16 protein-coding genes are annotated in these 20,527 nt (G+C 64.1%); 10 read left to right on the forward strand and 6 right to left on the reverse strand.

Annotated features, from left to right (window positions below; translation table 11 throughout):
• Positions 1-15: 15 nt before the first annotated feature.
• Positions 16-1,116 carry a chorismate synthase gene (gene aroC, locus C2I19_RS06720; protein ID WP_103901943.1) on the reverse strand — a complete coding sequence of 367 codons (1,101 nt, stop codon included), beginning with the start codon at positions 1,114-1,116 and terminating at the stop codon, positions 16-18.
• A 205-nt stretch (positions 1,117-1,321) separates the two neighbouring features.
• On the opposite strand from aroC, the gene eat reads away from it, so the two are divergent.
• From eat to eutC, 3 genes are read left to right on the forward strand one after another with little or no spacing between them, the layout of a single operon-like run.
• Complete coding sequence (gene eat, locus C2I19_RS06725) at positions 1,322-2,737, forward strand: ethanolamine permease (RefSeq protein WP_103901944.1); 1,416 nt, start codon at positions 1,322-1,324, stop codon at positions 2,735-2,737.
• Complete coding sequence (locus C2I19_RS06730) at positions 2,734-4,116, forward strand: ethanolamine ammonia-lyase subunit EutB (protein ID WP_103901945.1); 1,383 nt, start codon at positions 2,734-2,736, stop codon at positions 4,114-4,116. The genes eat and C2I19_RS06730 overlap by 4 nt, the downstream gene beginning before the upstream one ends.
• Positions 4,113-4,913: an ethanolamine ammonia-lyase subunit EutC gene (gene eutC / locus C2I19_RS06735; protein WP_103901946.1), complete on the forward strand. Its 801-nt coding sequence runs from the start codon at positions 4,113-4,115 to the stop codon at positions 4,911-4,913. The genes C2I19_RS06730 and eutC overlap by 4 nt, the downstream gene beginning before the upstream one ends.
• A 392-nt stretch (positions 4,914-5,305) precedes the next feature.
• Here eutC and C2I19_RS06740 read toward each other — a convergent pair whose 3' ends face one another.
• The 3 genes from C2I19_RS06740 to C2I19_RS06750 all read right to left on the reverse strand — a co-directional run bounded on the left by C2I19_RS06740 (position 5,306) and on the right by C2I19_RS06750 (position 8,208).
• Complete coding sequence (locus C2I19_RS06740) at positions 5,306-5,935, reverse strand: 2OG-Fe(II) oxygenase (protein WP_103901947.1); 630 nt, start codon at positions 5,933-5,935, stop codon at positions 5,306-5,308.
• A gap of 79 nt (positions 5,936-6,014) precedes the next feature.
• Positions 6,015-6,932: an alpha/beta fold hydrolase gene (locus C2I19_RS06745; protein WP_103901948.1), complete on the reverse strand. Its 918-nt coding sequence runs from the start codon at positions 6,930-6,932 to the stop codon at positions 6,015-6,017.
• Positions 6,933-6,990: 58 nt separating this feature from the next.
• Positions 6,991-8,208 carry an MFS transporter gene (locus C2I19_RS06750; protein WP_103901949.1) on the reverse strand — a complete coding sequence of 406 codons (1,218 nt, stop codon included), beginning with the start codon at positions 8,206-8,208 and terminating at the stop codon, positions 6,991-6,993.
• A gap of 105 nt (positions 8,209-8,313) precedes the next feature.
• Here C2I19_RS06750 and C2I19_RS06755 point away from each other — a divergent pair, with 105 nt between their 5' ends.
• Positions 8,314-9,972, forward strand: a complete 1,659-nt coding sequence (locus C2I19_RS06755; protein WP_103901950.1) for an ABC transporter substrate-binding protein — start codon at positions 8,314-8,316, stop codon at positions 9,970-9,972.
• A gap of 113 nt (positions 9,973-10,085) precedes the next feature.
• Positions 10,086-10,511: an Hsp20/alpha crystallin family protein gene (locus C2I19_RS06760; protein WP_103901951.1), complete on the forward strand. Its 426-nt coding sequence runs from the start codon at positions 10,086-10,088 to the stop codon at positions 10,509-10,511.
• A gap of 327 nt (positions 10,512-10,838) precedes the next feature.
• On the opposite strand, the gene pepN is transcribed toward C2I19_RS06760, so the two are convergent.
• Both pepN and C2I19_RS06770 read right to left on the reverse strand, forming a co-directional pair.
• Positions 10,839-13,457, reverse strand: a complete 2,619-nt coding sequence (gene pepN, locus C2I19_RS06765) for an aminopeptidase N (protein WP_103901952.1) — start codon at positions 13,455-13,457, stop codon at positions 10,839-10,841.
• Between the two features lie 93 nt (positions 13,458-13,550).
• Positions 13,551-15,344 carry a M61 family metallopeptidase gene (locus C2I19_RS06770; RefSeq protein ID WP_233201124.1) on the reverse strand — a complete coding sequence of 598 codons (1,794 nt, stop codon included), beginning with the start codon at positions 15,342-15,344 and terminating at the stop codon, positions 13,551-13,553.
• Positions 15,345-15,800: 456 nt separating this feature from the next.
• Here C2I19_RS06770 and ccoN point away from each other — a divergent pair, with 456 nt between their 5' ends.
• The 5 genes from ccoN (at position 15,801) to ccoG (ending at position 20,524) form a co-directional block, all read left to right on the forward strand.
• Positions 15,801-17,225, forward strand: a complete 1,425-nt coding sequence (ccoN, locus tag C2I19_RS06775) for a cytochrome-c oxidase, cbb3-type subunit I (RefSeq protein WP_103901953.1) — start codon at positions 15,801-15,803, stop codon at positions 17,223-17,225.
• Positions 17,226-17,244: 19 nt separating this feature from the next.
• The gene (gene ccoO, locus C2I19_RS06780) at positions 17,245-17,859 is read left to right on the forward strand and encodes a cytochrome-c oxidase, cbb3-type subunit II (protein WP_103901954.1); all 615 of its coding nucleotides are present in this window, start codon (positions 17,245-17,247) and stop codon (positions 17,857-17,859) included.
• A 3-nt stretch (positions 17,860-17,862) separates the two neighbouring features.
• A complete protein-coding gene (locus tag C2I19_RS06785; RefSeq protein WP_103901955.1) occupies positions 17,863-18,054 on the forward strand; it encodes a cbb3-type cytochrome oxidase subunit 3 in 192 nt (63 codons plus the stop codon).
• Positions 18,051-18,980 carry a cytochrome-c oxidase, cbb3-type subunit III gene (gene ccoP, locus C2I19_RS06790; protein ID WP_103901956.1) on the forward strand — a complete coding sequence of 310 codons (930 nt, stop codon included), beginning with the start codon at positions 18,051-18,053 and terminating at the stop codon, positions 18,978-18,980. The genes C2I19_RS06785 and ccoP overlap by 4 nt, the downstream gene beginning before the upstream one ends.
• Before the next feature lie 110 nt (positions 18,981-19,090).
• On the forward strand, positions 19,091-20,524 hold the full coding sequence (gene ccoG, locus C2I19_RS06795; RefSeq protein ID WP_103901957.1) for a cytochrome c oxidase accessory protein CcoG: 1,434 nt from the start codon (positions 19,091-19,093) through the stop codon (positions 20,522-20,524).
• The last annotated feature ends 3 nt before the right edge of the window (positions 20,525-20,527 follow it).

Consider the following 20,527-nt stretch of genomic DNA (forward strand, 5'->3'; position numbering starts at 1 on the left):
CATCCAGATAGAATTCTAGCCGATGCGGCCGGCAATTCTCGGCGTTTCCACCGAGACGTCGCCGCATTGCGCGCGGTGGCGCAGCGCGTGGTCGATCAACACCAGGGCCAGCATCGCCTCGGCGATGGGCGTGGCGCGGATGCCGACGCAAGGGTCGTGCCGGCCGTGGGTTTCCATCGTTATCGCTTCGCCTTGCTTGTTGATGGAGCGGCGCGGCTGGGCGATGGACGAAGTAGGCTTGATGGCGATGGAGACGTCGATCTGCTGGCCGGTGGAGATGCCGCCCAGCACGCCGCCCGCGTGGTTGCTGGCGAAGCCTTGCGGCGTCAGCTCGTCGCCGTGCTCGCTGCCCTTCTGCGTCACGCAGCCGAAACCGGCGCCGATCTCCACGCCCTTGACCGCGTTGATGCTCATCATGGCGTAGGCGATGTCTGCGTCCAGCCGGTCGAACACCGGCTCGCCCCAGCCCACCGGCACATTGTCCGCCACCACGCGCAACCGCGCCCCTATCGAATCCAGGCTTTTGCGGATGGCGTCCATATAGTCCTCCAGCCGCGGCACGATGTCCGGATCGGCGCTGAAGAAGGGATTGCCGCCCACGTGCTCCCAGCCCTTGAACGGAATGGCCACCTCGCCGATCTGGGTCATGTGGCCGCGGATCACGATGCCGTGTTTCTCGCTCAGCCATTTCTTGGCGATGGCGCCGGCCGCCACGCGCACCGCAGTTTCGCGCGCCGACGAGCGGCCGCCGCCGCGCGGATCGCGCACGCCGTACTTGTGCCAGTAGCAATAGTCGGCGTGGCCGGGGCGGAAGGTTTCAGCGATATTGCCGTAGTCCTTGCTGCGCTGGTCGGTATTGCGGATCAACAGCGCGATGGGCGTGCCGGTGGTCTTGCCCTCGTAGACGCCGGACAGGATTTCCACGGTATCCGGCTCGCGGCGCTGGGTCACGTGGCGGCTGGTGCCGGGCTTGCGCCGGTCCAGCTCCAGCTGGATGTCGGCCTCCGTCAGCGCCAGTCCCGGCGGGCAGCCGTCCACCACGCAGCCTATGCCAGGCCCGTGGCTTTCGCCGAAGGAAGTTACCGTGAACAAGCGTCCCATGCTATTGCCCGACATCTGTTATTCCCCTGCTCCGATGGATATTCCGATCGATTCTAGCATGGTGCGCGCCGCAACCGTCCATGCACCGACCGAGGGCGCGCAGCATGACTACGGCATTGAAACCAACCTGAAACACTGGCATTCTTTTTGCATAAGCTGGCGATGCGGCGCGGGCCGCCCTTCCCGAGCGGAAGGCCACCTTATCAGACAGGAGTCTGCCATGAACGCATCGACACACGGCCTCGCGCGCAAGCTGGGCGGCTGGCAATTATGGGGCATCGCCGTCGGACTGGTGATTTCCGGCGAATATTTCGGCTGGAGCTATGGCTGGGCGCAGGCCGGCACGCTGGGCTTCCTCTGCGCCACGCTGTTCGTCGCGCTGATGTACACCGCCTTCATCTTCAGCTTCACCGAACTGACCACGGCCATTCCGCATGCCGGCGGGCCCTTCGCCTACGCTCGCCGCGCCTTCGGGCCGCTGGGAGGCTTTTTCGCCGGCTTCGCCACCTTGTGCGAATTCGTATTCGCGCCGCCCGCCATCGCGCTGGCCATAGGCGCTTACCTTAATGTGCAGTTCCCGTCGCTGGCGCCCAAGTGGACCGCCTGCGGCGCCTACCTGGTGTTCATGGCGCTGAACATCGTCGGCGTCGGCATCGCCGCCATGTTCGAACTCGCCGTCACCCTGCTGGCCATCTTCGAGCTGCTGGTGTTCATGGGCGTGGTGGCGCCGGGCTTCAGCTGGGACCACTTTCTGCATCACGGCTGGGCCGGCCAGGACGCCTTTCACTGGGGCGCCGTCGGCGGCATGTTCGCCGCCCTGCCCTTCGCCATCTGGTTCTTTCTGGCGATAGAAGGCGCGGCCATGGCGGCCGAAGAAGCCAAGGATCCGGCGCGAACCATTCCACGCGCCTACATCGCCGGCATCCTTACCTTGGTGGCGCTGGCTTTCGGCGTGATGATCATGGCCGGCGGCGCCGGCGACTGGAGCCGGCTGGCCAATATCAACGACCCGCTGCCGCAGGCGATGAAGCTGATCGTGGGGGAGCACAGCGGCTGGCTGCATATGCTGGTTTGGCTGGGCCTATTCGGTCTGGTGGCTTCGTTCCACGGCATCATCATGGGCTATTCGCGGCAAATCTTCGCCCTGGCGCGCGCCGGCTACCTGCCGCGCGCGCTGGCCGCCATCCATCCGCGCTTCCAGACGCCGCACCGAGCGATACTGGCCGGCGGCGTGGTCGGCATCGCCGCCATTTTCAGCGATGACCTGGTGCAGATCGCCGGCCAGCCGCTGACCGCCAACATCGTCACGCTGTCGGTGTTCGGCGCCATCGTCATGTACATCGTGTCCATGCTGGCGCTGTTCCGGCTGCGCGGCCGCGAGCCTGTCCTTTACCGCCCCTACGCCGCGCCCGGCTACCCCTGGCTGCCGGCATTGGCGCTGGGCTGTTCCGTCATCTGCCTGATCGCCATGATCTATTACAACCTGCTGCTGGCCGCCATCTTCTCCGCCATGCTGGCCGCCGCTTACCTGTACTTCCTCGCCACCGCCCGCCAGCGTGCCGAGGCTGCCGACGACGCTCTGCTGAGCGGCGCGCCGTCCGAAGCCCAAGCGGAACCCATCAAGGCGCCGACATGAGCCACGCCATCGCCATAGGCCCGCGCCGCTATCGTTTCGACGACTTGAAGACGCTGCTGGCGCGCGCCAGCCCGCTGCGCTCCGGCGACCAGTTGGCCGGCCTAGCCGCCGCCAGCGCCGAGGAGCGGGTGGCGGCGCAGATGTGCCTGGCCGACCTGCCGCTGACCGTCTTTCTCAACGAGGCGCTGATCCCGTACGAGGAAGACGAAGTCACCCGGCTGATCCTGGACGGCCACGACAGGGCCGCCTTCGCCGCCGTCTCCCACCTGACCGTGGGCGGCCTGCGCGATTGGCTGCTGTCCGACGCCGCCACCGCGGAAACGCTGGCGGCGCTGGCTCCCGGCCTCACCCCGGAAATGGCGGCGGCCGTGTCCAAGCTGATGCGCAACCAGGACCTGGTGCAGGCGGCGCGCAAATGCCGCGTCGTCACCGCCTTCCGCAACACCCAGGGCCTGCCGGGACGGATGGGCGTGCGGCTGCAGCCCAACCATCCGGCTGACGACGCGCGCGCCATCGCCGCCGCCACGCTGGACGGCTTGCTCTACGGCGCCGGCGACGCGGTGATCGGCATCAACCCGGCCGGCGACAGCCCCGACGACATCCGCGGCTTGCTGACCCTGCTGGACGAGGTGCGCCAGCGCTACGCCATCCCCACCCAAAGCTGCGTGCTGACCCACGTCACCAGCACGCTGAACCTGATCCGCCAGGGCGCGCCGGTGGACCTGGTGTTCCAGTCCATAGCCGGCACCGAAAAAGCCAACGCCGGCTTCGGCGTCAGCCTCGCCGTACTGGACGAGGCCTATCAGGCGGCGCGGGAGCTGCAGCGCGGCACGGCGGGCGGCAACGTGATGTATTTCGAGACCGGCCAGGGCAGCGCGCTGTCGGCCAACGCCCACTGGGGCGTAGACCAGCAGACCTGCGAGGCGCGCGCCTACGCGGTGGCGCGCCGCTACTCGCCGCTGCTGGTCAACACCGTGGTCGGCTTCATCGGTCCGGAGTATCTGTACAACGGCAAGCAGATCCTCCGCGCCGGGCTGGAAGACCATTTCTGCGGCAAGCTCCTGGGCCTGCCGATGGGCTGCGACATCTGCTACACCAATCACGCCGAGGCCGACCAGGACGATATGGATGGGCTGCTGACCTTGCTGGGCGTGGCCGGAACGCATTTCATCATCGGCGTGCCCGGCGCCGACGACATCATGCTGGGCTACCAGAGCACCTCGTTTCACGATGCGCTCTATCTGCGCAATGTGCTTGGGCTCAAACGCGCGCCGGAGTTCGAGGACTGGCTGGAAGCGATGGAGATCACCCGCGGCGGCAAGTTGCTGCCTCAGGATAGGAAGCAGCGCCTGCTGGCGCTGATGGAGGGCGTGGCGTGAAAGAAAAGCAAAATCCCATCACCGAGGACGGCTGGAGCGAGCTGTCCCGCCTCACCGCCGCCCGCATCGCGCTGGGCCGCGCCGGCAACAGCCTGCCCTGCCGGGAAACCTTGCGCTTCGCGTTGGCCCATGCCCAGGCGCGCGACGCGGTGCATACCCCGCTGGATGCTTCCGCGCTGGCCGAGGAACTGGCGACGGATGGCCATCGCGTCATCGACATCCGCAGCGCCGCCTCCAGCCGCCCCGAATACCTGCAGCGGCCGGACCTGGGCCGCAGGCTGGACGACGCCAGCCGCGCGCGGTTGGCGGCCGAACCGGACAAGGGCTGCGACCTGCTGATCCTCATCGGAGACGGCCTGTCCTCGCGCGCGCCGGCCCTGCACGCTGCGCCGTTGCTGCGCGAGCTGCTGCCGCGGGTGCGGGAGATGGGCTTGCGCGTCGGCCCGCTGCTGATCGCGCGCGAGGCGCGGGTGGCGCTGGGCGACGAAGCAGGAGAAATCATGGTCGCAAGAATGACGGCGATGCTGATAGGCGAGCGGCCCGGCCTCAGTTCGCCGGACAGCCTGGGCCTGTACCTGACCGCCGCGCCGCTCGCCGGCCGCAGCGACGCCGAACGCAACTGCATATCCAATGTGCGGCCGGACGGCCTGCCCTATCCGCTGGCCGCCTTCAAGCTGGCCTGGCTGATAGACGCCGCGCTGCGCCAGCCTACCGGGGTGGGATTGAAAGACGGCAGCGCCGCCGATCCGCGCTGGGCGGCGCTGTTGGCGAGGCAGGCCTGCTTAGCTCAACGCTAAGAGCCTGCTCCAAAGGCATGGTCTTGAATCCGCTGCGCGGATGATGGTTCTTGCCGGGGCGGCCCTCCACCCCTAAAGGCCACCCTGCAAGCCAGGCCTGCGGCTCCCCGTCGGGTCCCGTCAGGCCCGAGGCGCGGCTGAACTCGCGATTTGCTAACGTCAAATCGCTCAAACAGACAGCCGCTTATAACCTCGGGCCTGCCACCCAGCGGCAGGCTTGAAAGGACCTTGGCGCATCGCAAAAGTACTTGCACCCATGCCAGGCGCCAAAACCATATGGTAGTGAACCCGCCTTGAGTATGCAGCTCAATAGATAAAACCCAAGACAAGACGGACGGTTTAAACATACAACAGTCAGGTGCGATTCAGCATCAGTCGTGCGTTCGCAAACCTCACCACGGCAAGCTGCCGCCCTGCCGGCGATACCAGCCGGTGACGGATAGCCGCTGCCGCTTGGCCGGCAGCACTTCGTGCCAGAAACGGTCGGCCAGGAACAGCACCAGCGTGCCGGCGTCCGGCTCCACGTCGATGAACTGCCCGCAAGCCTCGTCCAGATACAGGCGGATCTGGCCGCCGGCATCGGCCGGCCAGTTTTCATTGAGATAGAACACCGTGGTCAAGGTGCGCGCGTCGTCGTCCTGAAAGCGGTCCAGATGCTTTTTATAGAACGCGCCCTCCGGGTAGACGGCGAAGTGAGACTCCAGCTCGGCCAGGCCCAGATACAGGCCGCGGTTCACCGCCTGCATGATTTCGTCCATCGCGGCGTTGTAGGCACGCACCGCCGGCAGTTCATCCACCTGATCCAGCCACAACACCGAGTCGGAGCGGATCTCGGCGCGGCGCGCCTGGCCACCGGCGCGGCCGGTAGCGGCTTCGTGGAAGCGGCCCTCGTCCCACACTTGCAGGCAGGCCTCACGCAAATTGGCGGTCAAGTCGACCGGCAGGGCCTGGGGAATAACGATCCAGCCTTGGTCGGCCAGGGTATCGAGTACGGCGTCGAGATCGAATCGCAGCGCGGTCATATAGATCCTGCTCAAAAAACGGGCTGACGCTTTCTACCACAAGCCGCGCCACAAGGCGAATGCGCCGAATCAACTCCGCTCAATAATTTTCCGTCACCGCATCATATCGCCCCGCCAGCCAATCCAGCGCCAGCGGAAAGTGGTCGCGCGGCGCGTCTGGATGGGTCAGCAGGGACACGTGGTTGTAATCGTGTAGGTGGCCGGCCCGCCTGCCTAATAGATGCAGGCGGGATAGATGCGAACCGGATTCGTCGCGGAAGCGGCGCACATCCTCCGGGTGGCCGCGGCAAGGGTCGTTGACGGCGGCGAAATACAGAATCGGCGGCAAATGGCCGGCCCGCGCCGCGGCGGCGTAGTCGAAACCGTCGTCGCTGTCCACCCAGGGCTTGGGCTGGGCCCATAGCTTGCTTTGCAGATGGCTCTTATCGCTTTCATCGTCCGCGCCCAGCCGGATGCGCCGCGCCGGCAGATAGCCAAAGGCCTTGATCAGCCAACGCGAGGCGGTGTTCCACATGAAATCCACCTCGATCAGCTTGTTCAGATTGCGCACCCGCACGCTGCGCTTGGAGCCGAAATACACCACACTGGCCACTTGGGCGGCGATGCTCGGGAAACGGGCCAGGCAGCTGCTCATATGCACGCCGCCCCAAGAGTGGGCCACCCAATGCACCGACTGGCCGCCGCTCATGCCGCGGACGAAGGCGTGCAATGCCGGCAGGTCTTCGCAGATGGTTTCCGTCTGGCCATGGCGCGAGGCGCGGCTGATCTTCGGCGTGCTGCGGCCTCGGCCGCGCAAGTCCGCCACGTACACGTCGTAGCCGGCATCGGCCAGGAAATGGGCCAGTCCCTTGCCGGAATCCGTGTAAAAGATGCGTCCGTTGGCCATCACGCCGTGCGCCATCAACACCGGTGCGCCGCCGTCGCGCCCTATGCGCTTGACGAACAGCCGCTCGCCGTCGCCCACCGGCACGTATAAATCCTGCTGCAGTTTCTCCATGGTTTCCTCGCTGGATCATGCCCTTGCCGTCTGCGCGGCAATTCAAGCAAACGCTTGATCATGACAAAGAACCCGGCAAAGCGGAAGCATGGATGCGCTTCTCCCCCGCGGCCCCTTGCAAACGCAGCCGTTCGCTGAACAGCGCCAGTCCCGCGCCCAGCGCGCACAGCAGGGCCAGCATGGCAAACAGCAGCCAGGCAGGGCCATGCGCCAGCAGCGCACCCGCCAGCGCCGGCCCCAGCGCGCCGCCCAGCGTGGCCAGGTTTTGCGCGCCGTAATAGCTGCCCTTCAGCGCCTCCGGCGCGATGGCGTCGACATACAGATATTCCGCCGGCACCAGCACCACCTCGCCCAGCGTGAACAGGGCGATGGCCGCGCACATCATGGGCAGGCTGTCTGCGCCGCCCAGCCACAACATGCCGGCAGCGATCAACAAAAAGCCGCCGGCTACGGCGCGGATCAGCCGCTTAGGCTTCAGCAGCCGGCCCAAGGGGTATTGCAGCGCCACGACCACGATGGCGTTGCAACTGATCAAGACGGACATCCAGCGCATGGCCTCCGCCTCGCTCATCCTCGTCAGCAGATAGAGCGGCAGATAGCTGGAAAAACGGCCATACACCACATAGGCCAACAGGCTGCTCAGCGTGAACCACACCAGCACGCGGTCGCCGGCCAGGGTGCGCAAGGTTGCGGCGAAACCCTCAGGCAGCACCGCCATATCGCGCGGAAACGACGGCAGGCGCGGCTGGGTCAGCAAGCCGGCAAACGCCAGCAAGCCGCCCAGCCAGAACGGCGCCAGCTCGTTCCACAGCAGCATGCCGCTGCACAATAGTGGCCCCACCGCCCAGGCCACATTGGCCAGGGTGTAGCGCATGGAAAAGGCCTTGGCGCGCTGCGCTTCCGCTACCAGATCACTCAAAATCGCCTTCACCGCGATGCCATACAGCGTCATCGCCAGCTCGCCAGCCGCCAGCGCCGTCACCACCACGGCATAGCCATGGCCATACGGCAGCAGCGCGCTGCCCAGGCCCATCAACACAGCCGCCGCGCGCAAAACCGGCCCGCGCGGCAGGCGATCCAGCCAGTAGCCGCCGTACAAGCCGAACAGCGCCGAGGCCAGCAGCACCGCGCCCAATAAGCCGCCGGTGGCCTGCAGGCTCAAACCAAGCTGCCTGGCCAGGGCCAGCACCAACAGCGGCGTGATCGCCGCGCGCGACAATGACAACAGGAACGAAGACAGCAGAATGCGGCGCACGATGGGGGAATGCAGCGACACGGCAACACCTTGAAATCAAATGGAACGAAGGCAGTATGTTTGAGAAAGCGGAATATAAAAATGGATATAATCCATAATAAATACTTCCTTTTTTAAGGGGACGGCATGCGCCTGCATCAACAATACCAGTTGCTGTATCACGCCTATGGCGCAGCCCCGGCGCAACCCGGCCTGCCGCAACTGGCCGAGCTGTGGCGCTGCAGCGAGCGCAACGCGCGCTTGCAACTGGCCAGGATGCGCGAACTGGGCTGGCTGGAATGGCAAGCCGGCCGCGGCCGCGGCCATCGCTCCACCCTCACCCTCAAGCAAACGCCGGACGGACTGGACTGGCAGCGGCTGCAAGACATGCTGGCGCGCGGACAACTGGAGCAGGCCTTCTCCCGGCTGGAGCCGGCGCGGCAGCAGCAATTGCTGGCCAGCCTGCCTGCCCACCTCGGGGCCGGCGACAGCGGCCGCAGCCTGCGCATCCCCATTCCGCACGCGCCGCTGACGCTGGACCCGCAGCGCGTCAACGCGCGGCTGGAGGCGCACCTGGTGCGCCAGATTTTCGACCGGCTGTGCCGCCATGACAAACTCGGGCAAAGCTTGAGGCCGGCGCTAGCCCACCACTGGGACAGCGACGCCGAGGGCAAAAACTGGCGCTTCTGGCTGCGGCCAGGCCTGCGCTTCCATGACGGCTCGGCGCTGGATGCCGCCACCGCTGCGGCCAGCCTGCTGCGCCTGAAGCGGCCGGACAATCCCTACCACGCGCTATATGCCCACCTTCAAAGCGTGGACGTCCATGACGATTTGTCTTTCAGCTGCCGGCTGGAGGCGGCGGACTTCCTGTGGCCGCAGCGGCTGGCCACCGCCAATGCCTCCATCGTGCCCCAACGGCGCGGTCCGGACTTCGACCATATGCCGATAGGTAGCGGCCCCTTCCAGGTCGAATTGCGCAGCCCGCAGCGGCTGCGGCTCGCGGCCTTCGAACGTCACTACCGCGAGCGCGCGCTGCTGGACGCAATCGAGCTGTGGATCATTCCCACACCCGAGGAGCAGGATTACCATCTGCGGCTGGAGTACGGCACCCAGAACGGCGCCACCATGCTGCAATCGGCCTGCACCTATCTGCTGATCCCGCCAGGCTCGGCCGGCATTCCAGACTCGCAGCGCCTGCCGCTGATGAGTTATCTCGCCTCGCCGCATCCGATATCCGCCAACGCCGCGCGCGAACTCGCGCTGGGCTTGCAGCCTGGCTGGCGTCATCCGCGCCCGACGACGGCGCAGCCGCCGCGGCTACCGGTCCGCGAGCTGACGCTATTTCATTACGACTTGCCCTGTTTCCCGCCCCTGGCCGCCGCGCTGGCGCAGCGCCTGGCCCGGCTAGGCGTCAGTCTGAACGCGCACTGCCTGTCCCGGCGCGAATTCTTCGACTCCGCCGCCTGGCGGGAGCGGGCCGATCTGATCCTGTGCAGCGAGATTCTGCATGATGACCGCGACTACGGCATGTTCGAGTGGCTGAACGGTTGCGGCACGCTGCGCCTGGGACTGACGCCGGCCGCAGCCGGCCGCCTGGCCGACGAGATGCGCGGCCTGCAAGGCGAAGCCGACTTCGCCGCGCGCCAGGCCGGTTATCGCCGCGCCGGCGACTGGCTGGTGGAGGAAGGCTGGCTATTGCCCTTGTCGCATGAGCAAGTGGGGCACCGCGCCAGCCCGCAGCTGGCTGGCCTGCAACTGGGCGGCAACGGCTGGACGGACTTCGCCGGGCTGTGGCTGCGCGGCTGACTTGACCTCCATCAACACAAACGACAGCTCTCCCTTGAAACCAGCGGCATATGCTCTATTTTCCATCACAAGACGGCAACCGCCGTAAGCCACTGAAATGAAAGGAGAGGAAAATGAGCATGCTGCCTACCCGACATAGCCTGTTGGACGATTTTTTCCGCGACTTCACGCCAGGCTTCTTCATCAAACCCTTGCACGGCGATGCGCTGCCAGCGCAAATCAAGATGGATGTAAAGGAGACCGAGCAGGCTTACCAGGTGGAAGCCGAGCTGCCCGGCGTCGGCAAAGAGGATATACATGTCGAGATCGACGGCTCGCGGGTGACCATCAAGGCCGAAGTCAAGCAATACGACGAAGAAAGCAAGGAGCAGCAAAGCCTGCGCAGCGAGCGCTATTACGGCATGGTGTCGCGCAGCTTCCAGTTGCCGCAGGACATAGACCGCGAGGCGGCCAGCGCCAAGTATGAAAACGGCGTGCTGCTGTTGAATCTGCCCAAGAAACACGGCGGCGGCGTCGGCCAGCGGCTGCGGGTGGAATAAGCTCCGCGTCGCTCGCGCCAAAGCCAAACGCGCCGGCGATATGCGGCGCGTTTTTCATTCCGGCATGAGGTGGGCGGTACAGCGCCCCTCTCCCGCGGGGGAGAGGGGCTGCCCCCAAACATTGCGGCTGTCTGCAAAACACCCTGCATGCCGGTCGTCAACCCTGCGGGAGGCAGCTCCCGTAGGGCGGAAGCCCCCTGGGAGCGTTCCCCCTTCCGCTTGGCTAAATGGCGGAACGCCCCGGCAAACCTCGGCCTCCGCCCTGCCTAAGCCCGTAGCGCGGGTTGACCGCCAGGCCATACCCGCGAGCCACGAGAGCCACGCGGATCAAGCCAGTATCTTGGACACGATCTCGTACACGTCCTTGGACAGTTCAGCCTTGGCCATGCGCTCCAGCTCCGCGCGCATCAGCGATTGACGGCCCGGCTCCAGCTTGCTCAATCGGCGGAAGGCGCGGGTCAGGCCGCTGGCGCCCTGCGGGTTGATGGCGTCCAGCTCCAGGATGCGGTCCGCCAGGAAGCGGTAGCCGCTCCCGTCCGCCGCGTGGAAATGGAACATATTGGCGCCGAAGGCGCCCAGCAACGAGCGCACCTTGTTCGGGTTCTTCATGGTGAAGGCCGGATGCTGCAGCGCCGCCTTCACATGCTCCAGCGTGCCTTCCAGCTGGCTGCCGCCTATCAGCATGAAGAACTTGTCCATCACCAGGGCCTCGTCCTGCCAGCGCGAGGCGAAAGCGGTGAAGCATTCGTCGCGCTCCTCGCCGTCGCGGTCGCGCAGCGCCAGCAGCGCGCCCATCTGGTCGGTCATATTGTCCGCCTCCAGGCACTGCTTGGCCGCAGTCTCGGCCGGCCAGGCGTCGTCCAGGCGGTTCAGCATCCACAAGGCGCGGTTCTTCAGGCTGCGCTTGCCGGCATCCAGCGGCTTGTACTCGCGGGTCAGATTCAGCTCGTAAGCCTCGCGCCATTCGCCGCGCAGGGCCTGCGCCAGCTGATCCAGCACGAAATCGCGCACCTGGTGGATGACGGCTGGGTCGGCCACGTCCACCATCTCCAGGATTTCGCCCTCGGTCGGCAGCGTCAGCATCAAGGCCTTGAAAGCCGGATCCAGGCTATGGTCCTTCAGCACGGCGCGGAAGGCGCCGACGAACACTTCGGACAGCTTCAGTTCGCGTCCGGCGGCCACATCTGCGATCAATTGCTTGAACAGGCGCTCGGCGAAGGTCTGGCCCGCTTCCCAGCGGCAGAAGCTATCGCTGTCATTGGCCATCAGGAACACCAGCTGGTCGTCGCGCCAGTCGTACTCCAACTTCACCGGCGCGGAGAAGCCGCGCAGCAGGGACGGCACCGGCTCGGCCGGGATGTCGACAAAGGTGAAGCTCTGTTCGGCGGCCTTGATGTCCAGCACGCGCGAGGCGCCTGCGGCTTCCGCCTCGCCGGCCAGCCGCAGCGGCAGGTCCTTGCCGTTCTGGCCCACCAGGCCCAGAGTCAGCGGGATATGGAAAGGCAGCTTGACGGCCTGGCCCGGCGTGGCCGGGCAGCTTTGCTTGACGGTCAGCGTGTAGCTGCGCTCCGCCGGGTTGTAGCTGGAGGAGACTGCCAGGCGCGGCGTGCCGGCCTGGCTGTACCACAGCGCGAACTGTTCCAGATCGGCGTCGTTGGCGTCGGACATGGCGGCGCGGAAATCGTCGCAGGTGACAGCCTGGCCGTCATGGCGCTTGAAGTACAGGTCCATGCCCTTGCGGAAGCCGGCGCGGCCCAGCAGGGTTTCATACATCCGCACCACTTCCGCGCCCTTCTCGTACACGGTCATGGTGTAGAAATTATTCATCTCGATGTAGCTGTCCGGGCGGATCGGGTGCGCGGTCGGGCCGGCGTCCTCCGGGAACTGCGCCATGCGCAGGCCCTTGACGTCGTCGATGCGCTTCACCGCGCGGCTGTACATGTCGGCGCTGAATTCCTGATCGCGGTAGACGGTCAGGCCTTCCTTCAGCGAAAGCTGGAACCAGTCGCGGCAGGTCACGCGGTTGCCGGTCCAGTTGTGGAAGTATTCGTGGCCGATCACCGCCTCGATGTCCTCGAAGTCGGTGTCGGTGGCGGTGTCCTGGCGCGCCAGCACGTATTTGGTGTTGAAGATGTTGAGGCCTTTGTTCTCCATCGCCCCCATATTGAAGTCGCCCACCGCGACGATCATGTAGATGTCGAGGTCGTACTCCAGACCGAAGCGCTCTTCGTCCCACTTCATCGAGTGCTTGACCGACTCCATCGCATGCGGCGTCTTGTCCTGGTCGGCCGGATCGGTCCAGATCTCCAGCGCCACTTCGCGGCCGCTCAGGGTGACGAACTTGTCGCGCAGCGCCGTCAGCTTGCCCGCCACCAGCGCGAACAGATAGGCCGGCTTGCGATACGGGTCTACCCATTTAACCCAGTGGCGCTTCTTGTCCACCATGCCCTCGCCCACCTTGTTGCCGTTGGACAGCAGCACCGGGTACTTCTGTTTGTCGGCCTTGATGGTGGTGGTGAACTTGGACATCGCATCCGGGCGGTCCAGGTAATAAGTGATCTTGCGGAAGCCTTCCGGCTCACACTGGGTATACAGGTTGCCGCTGGACGCGTAGAGGCCCATCAAGCTGGTGTTGCTGGCCGGTTCGAGCTCGGTTTCCACTTCCAGAATGAAGCTGTCCGGCACGCCGGCCACGGTCAGCACGTCGTCGACCAGGCTGTAGCGGCTGTCGTTCAGCTTCTCGCCGTCCAGCACCACAGCCACCAGCTTGGCGCTGCCGTCCAGCTGCAGATCGGCGGCGGCGGATTGGCCGTTGCGATTGATCACCAGCCGGGAATGCACGCGGGTGGCGTCGTCTTCGATGTCGAACACCAGATCGACGCGGTCTATCAGAAAGGCCGGGGCCTGATAATCCTTGCGGTACTTCACTTCCGGCTGTTGAGCCATGCGTGTCTCTCCTTATTCTTCCGGCTTGTGGCCGGCCTCATTCATAGACGGAACGGCGCCTTGCGGCGCCGCTCTTTTTTGTACCTTGGTCGATCAGCGGCCTGCTATCCACTTGCCGCCATCCGGCAGCGACTTCAGGCGGCAGGTGTCTTCCGGCGCAGCCTGCAGCGTGACGTCGAAAGTCATCAGCTCGTCGCGGCGGAAGGCGTGCAGTTTGATCTTGTCGCCTGCCGCATAACGGGCGATCTGCTTGTCCAGATCAGCCGCGCGCAGCTTGTCCAGCGCCACCACCACATCGCCGCCGGACAGGCCGGCCGCCTGGGCCGCGCCGCCATCCAGCACCTGGGCCAGCTTGACGCCGGCGGCATCCGCCGCGGTCTTCACGCCCAGCGTCAACAGCGCCGGCTTGCCGGCGAAGGCATCCACCACGCCGCCGCGGTCGGCCGCGCCCTGCGCCGCCTCGAATTGCATCTCGATACCCTGGCTGGCCAGCAGCTCGGCCAAGGGCAGATCCTGCGTACTGCGCAGAGCCAGGTCGAAGAAAGGCTTGAGCTTGAGGCCGGTGGTTTCGATGGCGATCTTTTCCCACTCGTCCTCTTGCAAGCCCTTGCCATCGGCCAGCCATTTCTTCCACAGCGCCAGCATCACGTCGTCCAGCGACTGCTTGCCCTTGCTGTCCCGGCGGATCAGCAAGTCCAGCGCCAGCGCGGCCAGCGAGCCCTTGGTGTAGTAACTGACGATGCTGTTGGGGCTGTTCTCGTCCTGGCGGTAGTACTTGGTCCAGGCTTCGAAGCTGGACTGCTCCAGCGTTTGCTTCATCCTGCCCGCGCCGCGTTGCACGCCGGTGATGGTTTCGGCCAGCAAGCCCAGATAGCGCTTTTCGTCTATCAGGCCGCAGCGGACCAGGGTCAGGTCGTCGTAATAGGAGGTAATGCCTTCGAACGCCCACAGCAGGCGGGTATGGCCTTCGCGGTTCAGGTCGTAGGGCGTGAACGCCGCCGGCTTCATGCGCTTGACGTTCCAGCTGTGGAAGTATTCGTGGCTGATCAGGCCCAGCAGCTTCAGGTAGCCGTCGCTGATTTCCGCCGCGCCCGCCGCCGGCAGATCGTCCCGATTGGCCACCAGGGCGGTGGAGGCGCGATGCTCCAGGCCGCCGTAGATATCTTTGCCGACGAACAGCATGAATACGTAGCGCTCAAACGGCGCCGGCTCGCCGAACAACTTGATCTGGTATTCGCAGATTTTCTTGGCATCGTCCGCCAGGCGCTTCAGATCGCACTGGAAGCGGCCGGACACCACGAACTCATGCGGCACGCCGCAGGCCTTGAAGATGACTTTTTTGAATACCCCCATCTCCACCGGATGGTCGATCAGCTCATCGTAACTGGACGCCTGGTAACGGCCGAAACCGCTCTTTTTCTTGACGTCCGTCGCCGGCAGGCTGGTAGCCAATTTCCAATCGGCATAAGATTTGCCGGCGGGCGCCTCGATATCCACCGCGCACGCCTCGTCCTGGTAACCGTCCGCCGCCAGGAAAACGCTGGTGCCGTTGAAGAAGCCGCGCTCGCTGTCCAGATAGGCGCCGCGCACCGACAGATCATAGGCGTAGACCTGATAACGCAGCGTCAGCGCGCCTTTCACCGGGTCTGCCTGCCAGCTGTTCTTCTCCAGCTGCCGCACAGAAACCGGCTTGCCGCCGCTCTCCGCCGTCATCGAAACGATGTGCTTGGAAAATTCGCGAATCATATAACTGCCGGGAATCCACGCCGGCAGCGAAAAGATTTGGCCATTCTTGGCTGGTTGCGAAACCGTGACCGAGGCCTCGAACAGATGCGCCTCCGGCGAAACCGGGCGCAGCGTGTAATGTACGGAAGTGGACTGCATCATGACCTGCCTGCATGCGTTGCAAAACCTGATGATTCTAGCATTTCCGTCTGGAAAGCGCCGACGATTGTTCCGTCTTGATCCATATCAAGTGCTGCTGCCAGCAGGACAATACAATTGCATGGGCGACAATCTAGACCGTTTATCGATTGCCGCTCGCGCAGTCACGCGGCAAGAACATGCCGGAACGACCAGGCCATGCATGCGGCTGGTTTGGGCACAATGCCTGACATAGAATAAAAGCATGGTCCTGGCTGGGAATGGGTGCTGTCGGAAAGATCGATGAACTGCTAATACGGACATCGAGGCCTTTCGATACAGGTCTAGCACTTGACTCAACCATGCGGTTCGATTCCCGCGACTTGTCCCGACACAGCTCCAGATTGTGGTTACGCGGGGAAAGTTCAAGTCGCAACGGTTTGTTCATGTTCTGAGTTAGCAACCTTGGAGATAACCTTAATGGAAACGCAATCCACTTATAACTATAAGGTGGTGCGCCAATTTGCCATCATGACCGTAGTTTGGGGCATCGTCGGCATGTTGGTGGGCGTAGTCATCGCGGCCCAGCTGGTGTGGCCAGAGCTCAACTTCGGGCCCTGGTTCCACTTTGGCCGCCTGCGCCCGCTGCACACCAACGCCGTCATTTTCGCCTTCGGCGGTTGCGGCCTGTTCGCCACTTCCTACTATGTGGTGCAGCGTACCTGTAACGTCCGGCTGATTTCCGACAAGCTGGCCGCCTTCACCTTCTGGGCCTGGCAGCTGGTCATTGTGCTGGCCGCCATCACCCTGCCGCTGGGTCTTACCTTCGGCAAGGAGTACGCCGAGCTGGAATGGCCGATCAAGATCCTGATCGCCATCACCTGGGTGGTGTACGCCATCGTGTTCTTCGGCACCATCGCCATCCGCAAGGTCAAGCACATCTATGTGGCCAACTGGTTCTACGGCGCCTTCATCCTGGCCGTGGCCCTGCTGCACATTGTCAACTCCGCCTTCGTGCCGGTAACACTGTTCAAGTCTTACTCGGTCTACTCCGGCGCCGTCGACGCCATGGTGCAATGGTGGTACGGCCACAACGCCGTAGGTTTCTTCCTGACCGCCGCCTTCCTCGGCATGATGTATTACTTCGTGCCCAAACAGGCCGGCCGTCCGGTTTACTCGTATCGTCTGTCCGTGGTGCACTTCTGGGCGCTGATCTTCACCTATATGTGGGCCGGTCCGCACCACCTGCACTACACCGCCCTGCCCGACTGGACCCAGTCCGTAGGCATGGTGTTCTCCTTGATCCTGCTGGCGCCATCCTGGGGCGGCATGATCAACGGCATCATGACCCTGTCCGGCGCCTGGCATAAGCTGCGCACCGACCCGGTGCTGAAATTCCTGGTGGTGTCGCTGTCGTTCTACGGCATGTCCACCTTCGAAGGCCCGATGATGTCGATCAAGACCGTCAACGCGCTGTCCCACTACACCGACTGGACCATTGGCCACGTGCACTCCGGCGCGCTGGGCTGGGTGGGCTTCATCACCATCGGCTCCATGTACTACCTGATCCCGCGCCTGTTCGGCCGCGACTCCATGTTCAGCGTGAAGCTGATCGAGGCGCACTTCTGGCTGGCCACCGTGGGCGTGGTGCTGTACATCGCCTCGATGTGGATTTCCGGCGTGACCCAGGGCCTGATGTGGCGCGCGCTGAACCAGGACGGCACGCTGACCTACGCCTTTGTTGAATCTGTGAAGGCCAGCTACCCGTACTACTTCGTACGCTTCCTCGGCGGCTTCCTGTACCTGTCCGGCATGCTGCTGATGGCCTACAACACCTTCCGCACCGTCTCCGCCGGCCGCGCCGTGGACGCCAAGATCCCGGCCATCACCGCGCAAGCCCACTAAAGGAGACGAGGTAATAATCATGGACAAAATCCAAAAACTGATCGAAGAACATGTGGGCTGGCTGATCGTGCTGACGCTGTTGGTCATCAGCGTGGCCGGCCTGGTGGAAATTCTGCCCCTGGCCTTCCAGAAATCCGTGACCGAGCCGGTGGCCGGCGTCAAGCCGTATACCGCCCTGCAACTGGCCGGCCGCGACATCTACGTGCGCGAAGGCTGCTACAACTGCCACTCGCAGATGATCCGCCCCTTCCGCGCGGAAACCGAACGCTACGGCCACTACTCGGTAGCCGGCGAGTCGGTGTACGACCACCCCTTCCAGTGGGGCTCCAAGCGCACCGGTCCGGACCTCGCCCGCGTCGGCGGCCGCTATTCCGACGAATGGCACCGCGTGCACCTGACCAACCCGCGCGACGTGGTCCCGGAATCGAATATGCCGGCCTTCCCGTGGCTGGCCAAGAGCCTGGTCGACGCCGAAGTGGTGCCCAAGAAGATGGCTGCCCTGCGCATGGTAGGCGTGCCGTATTCCGACAAGGAAATCGCCGAAGCCAAGACCCAAGTGGAAGGCAAGTCCGAGCTGGACGCCCTGGTCGCCTACCTGCAAGGCCTGGGTCTTGCGCTGAAGAATGTGCGTTGAGCCATGGACTGGGTAACGATCGGGCGTTCGCTGTTCACCGTGGTCAGTTTCGCGTTCTTCATCGTGGTGCTGATCATCGCCTACAGCAAGCGCTCCAAGAACCGGTACGAGGAAGCGGCCAACCTGCCCTTCCTGGATGACGACAAGGTAGAGGAAGCCCCGCGCGGCGAGGCATCCAACGGAGCTAGAAAATGAGTCAATTCACAAGCGATTTCTGGAACATCTGGATTATCGTGATCGTGCTGGGCGGCATCATAGGCCTGACCCTGCTGGTCTTCACTCAGTCCAAGACCACGGTCAAGAAGGGCGAGGAAGTCCAGACCATGGGCCACGTCTGGGACGGCGACCTGGAGGAGTACAACAACCCGCTGCCGCGCTGGTGGATGCTGATGTTCTACATCACGCTGCTGTTCGGCATCGTCTACCTGGTGCTGTACCCGGGCCTGGGCGACTTCAAGGGCATCCGCGGCTGGACCTCGGTCGGCCAGTACAAGGACGAGCGCGCGCAAGCCGAAGCCAAGTACCAGCCGCTGTACGACAAGTACCTGAAACAGGACCTGAAAGCGGTGGCGGCCGATCCGCAGGCTCAGGAAATGGGCAAGCGCCTGTTCCAGACCTACTGCGTGCAATGCCACGGCGCGGACGCGCGCGGCGCCAAGGGCTTCCCCAATCTGGTGAACCACGACTGGCTGTACGGCGGCGATCCCGACACCATCAAGACCACCATCCTGAACGGCCGCCATGGCCAGATGCCGGCCTGGGGCGCGGTGCTGGGCGAGGAGAAGGTCAAGGACGCGGCCAACTACGTGCTGTCGATCTCGGCCAACAAGAAGAAATTCGACGCCGAGCGCGCCTCCCGCGGCAAGGAAACCTTCGCCACGCTGTGCGCCGCCTGCCACGGTCCGGACGGCAAGGGCAACCAGCAGCTGGGCGCGCCCAACCTGACCCACCCGTCCGGCAGCTGGCTGTACGGCGGCACCGAGAAGACCATCATCGAAACCATCACCAACGGCCGCAACAACCAGATGCCGGCCTGGAAAGACTTCCTGGGCGAAGGCAAGGTCCACTTGCTGGCAGCCTATGTCTGGGGTCTGTCCAACAATACCAAAGCCCCGCAATAAGCCTGGCTGCGCCGCCTGCTCCCGCAGGCGGCGTTTTTCCGCCCACCCCAGAGGCCTTGGCCCAACGCATCGCAAGGTGAGTTCAGCCAAGCCCTCTCCAGGAAAAAAACATGTCAGAGTCGCTGAAGAAGATCCCCATAAAAGTCGAAGCCGCCAATAAAGAAGGCGCCACCGTCTCGCTGTACGAAGCCCAGAAGAAACTCTACCCGCGCTCAGTCAGGGGCCTGTTCAACAACTTTCGCGTCCTGTTTGTCATCGGCACGCAGCTGTTGTATCTCGGCCTGCCCTGGCTGCAATGGAACGGCCGCCAGGCGGTGTTCTTCGACCTGATCAACCGCAAGTTTTACCTGTTTGGCCTCACCGTATGGCCGCAGGATTTCGTCTACCTCGCCGCGCTATTGATGTGCTGCGCTTTCGGCCTGTTCACCTGGACCACCATCGCCGGCCGGCTGTGGTGCGGCTATTCCTGTCCGCAAACGGTGTACACCGAAATCATGCTGTGGATAGAGCAATGGGTGGAGGGCGACCGCAACAAACGGATGAAGCTGGACGCCGCGCCCATGAGCTTGAACAAGCTTAGGCTCAAATCCACCAAGCACTTCCTGATGCTCGCCTTCTCGCTGTGGACCGGTTTCACCTTGGTGGGCTATTTCACGCCGATACGCAGCCTGGTGGCGGCCATCCCCAGTTTCGGCTACGGCCCGTGGGAAACCTTCTGGATGTTTTTCTACGGCGGCTTCACCTATCTGTTCGCCGGCTTCATGCGCGAGCAAGTATGCAAGTACATGTGCCCGTATGCCCGCTTCCAGAGCGTGATGTTCGACGCCGACACCCTGATCATCTCCTACGACGAAGCCCGCGGCGAGCCGCGCGGCGCGCGCAAGAAGGGTTCGGACCCGAAAGAGCAAGGCCTGGGCTCCTGCATCAACTGCAGCATCTGCGTGCAGGTGTGCCCGGTGGGCATAGACATCCGCAACGGCCTGCAATACGAGTGCATAGGCTGCGCCGCCTGCATCGACGCCTGCGACGACGTGATGGACAAAATGAACTATCCGCGCGGCCTGATCCGCTACACCACGGAAAACGCGCTGGAAGGCAAATACCCGGAAAAAGCCATCCCGTCCCGACTGAAACGGCCACGCGTGGTGCTGTACAGCCTGGTGCTGGCCATCGTGCTGGTCGCCGCCGTCACCTCGCTGCTCCTGCGCAAGCCCGTCAAGCTGGACATCATCCGCGACCGCGCCTCGCTGGTGCGCGAGACCGAGGAAGGCTGGCTGGAAAACACCTACATCATCAAGATCATCAACACCACGGAACAAAACCAGCGCTTCGCCATCACAGCCAATGGCCTGCCCGGCATCAAGGCCAAGGCGGAGAAAGCGGAAATCGACGTGCGCGCGGCGGAAACCGAAGCCGTCACCGTGCACGTGCAGGCAGACCCGCAGTACGCGACCAAGGGCAGCCACGAAATCCACTTCGTGCTCCAGTCGCTCAACCACCCCGAACTGCGGGTGGAAGAAAAATCCAGCTTCATCGGAGAATAAGAC

Source organism: Chromobacterium alticapitis, assembly GCF_002924365.1.
Taxonomy (GTDB): domain Bacteria; phylum Pseudomonadota; class Gammaproteobacteria; order Burkholderiales; family Chromobacteriaceae; genus Chromobacterium; species Chromobacterium alticapitis.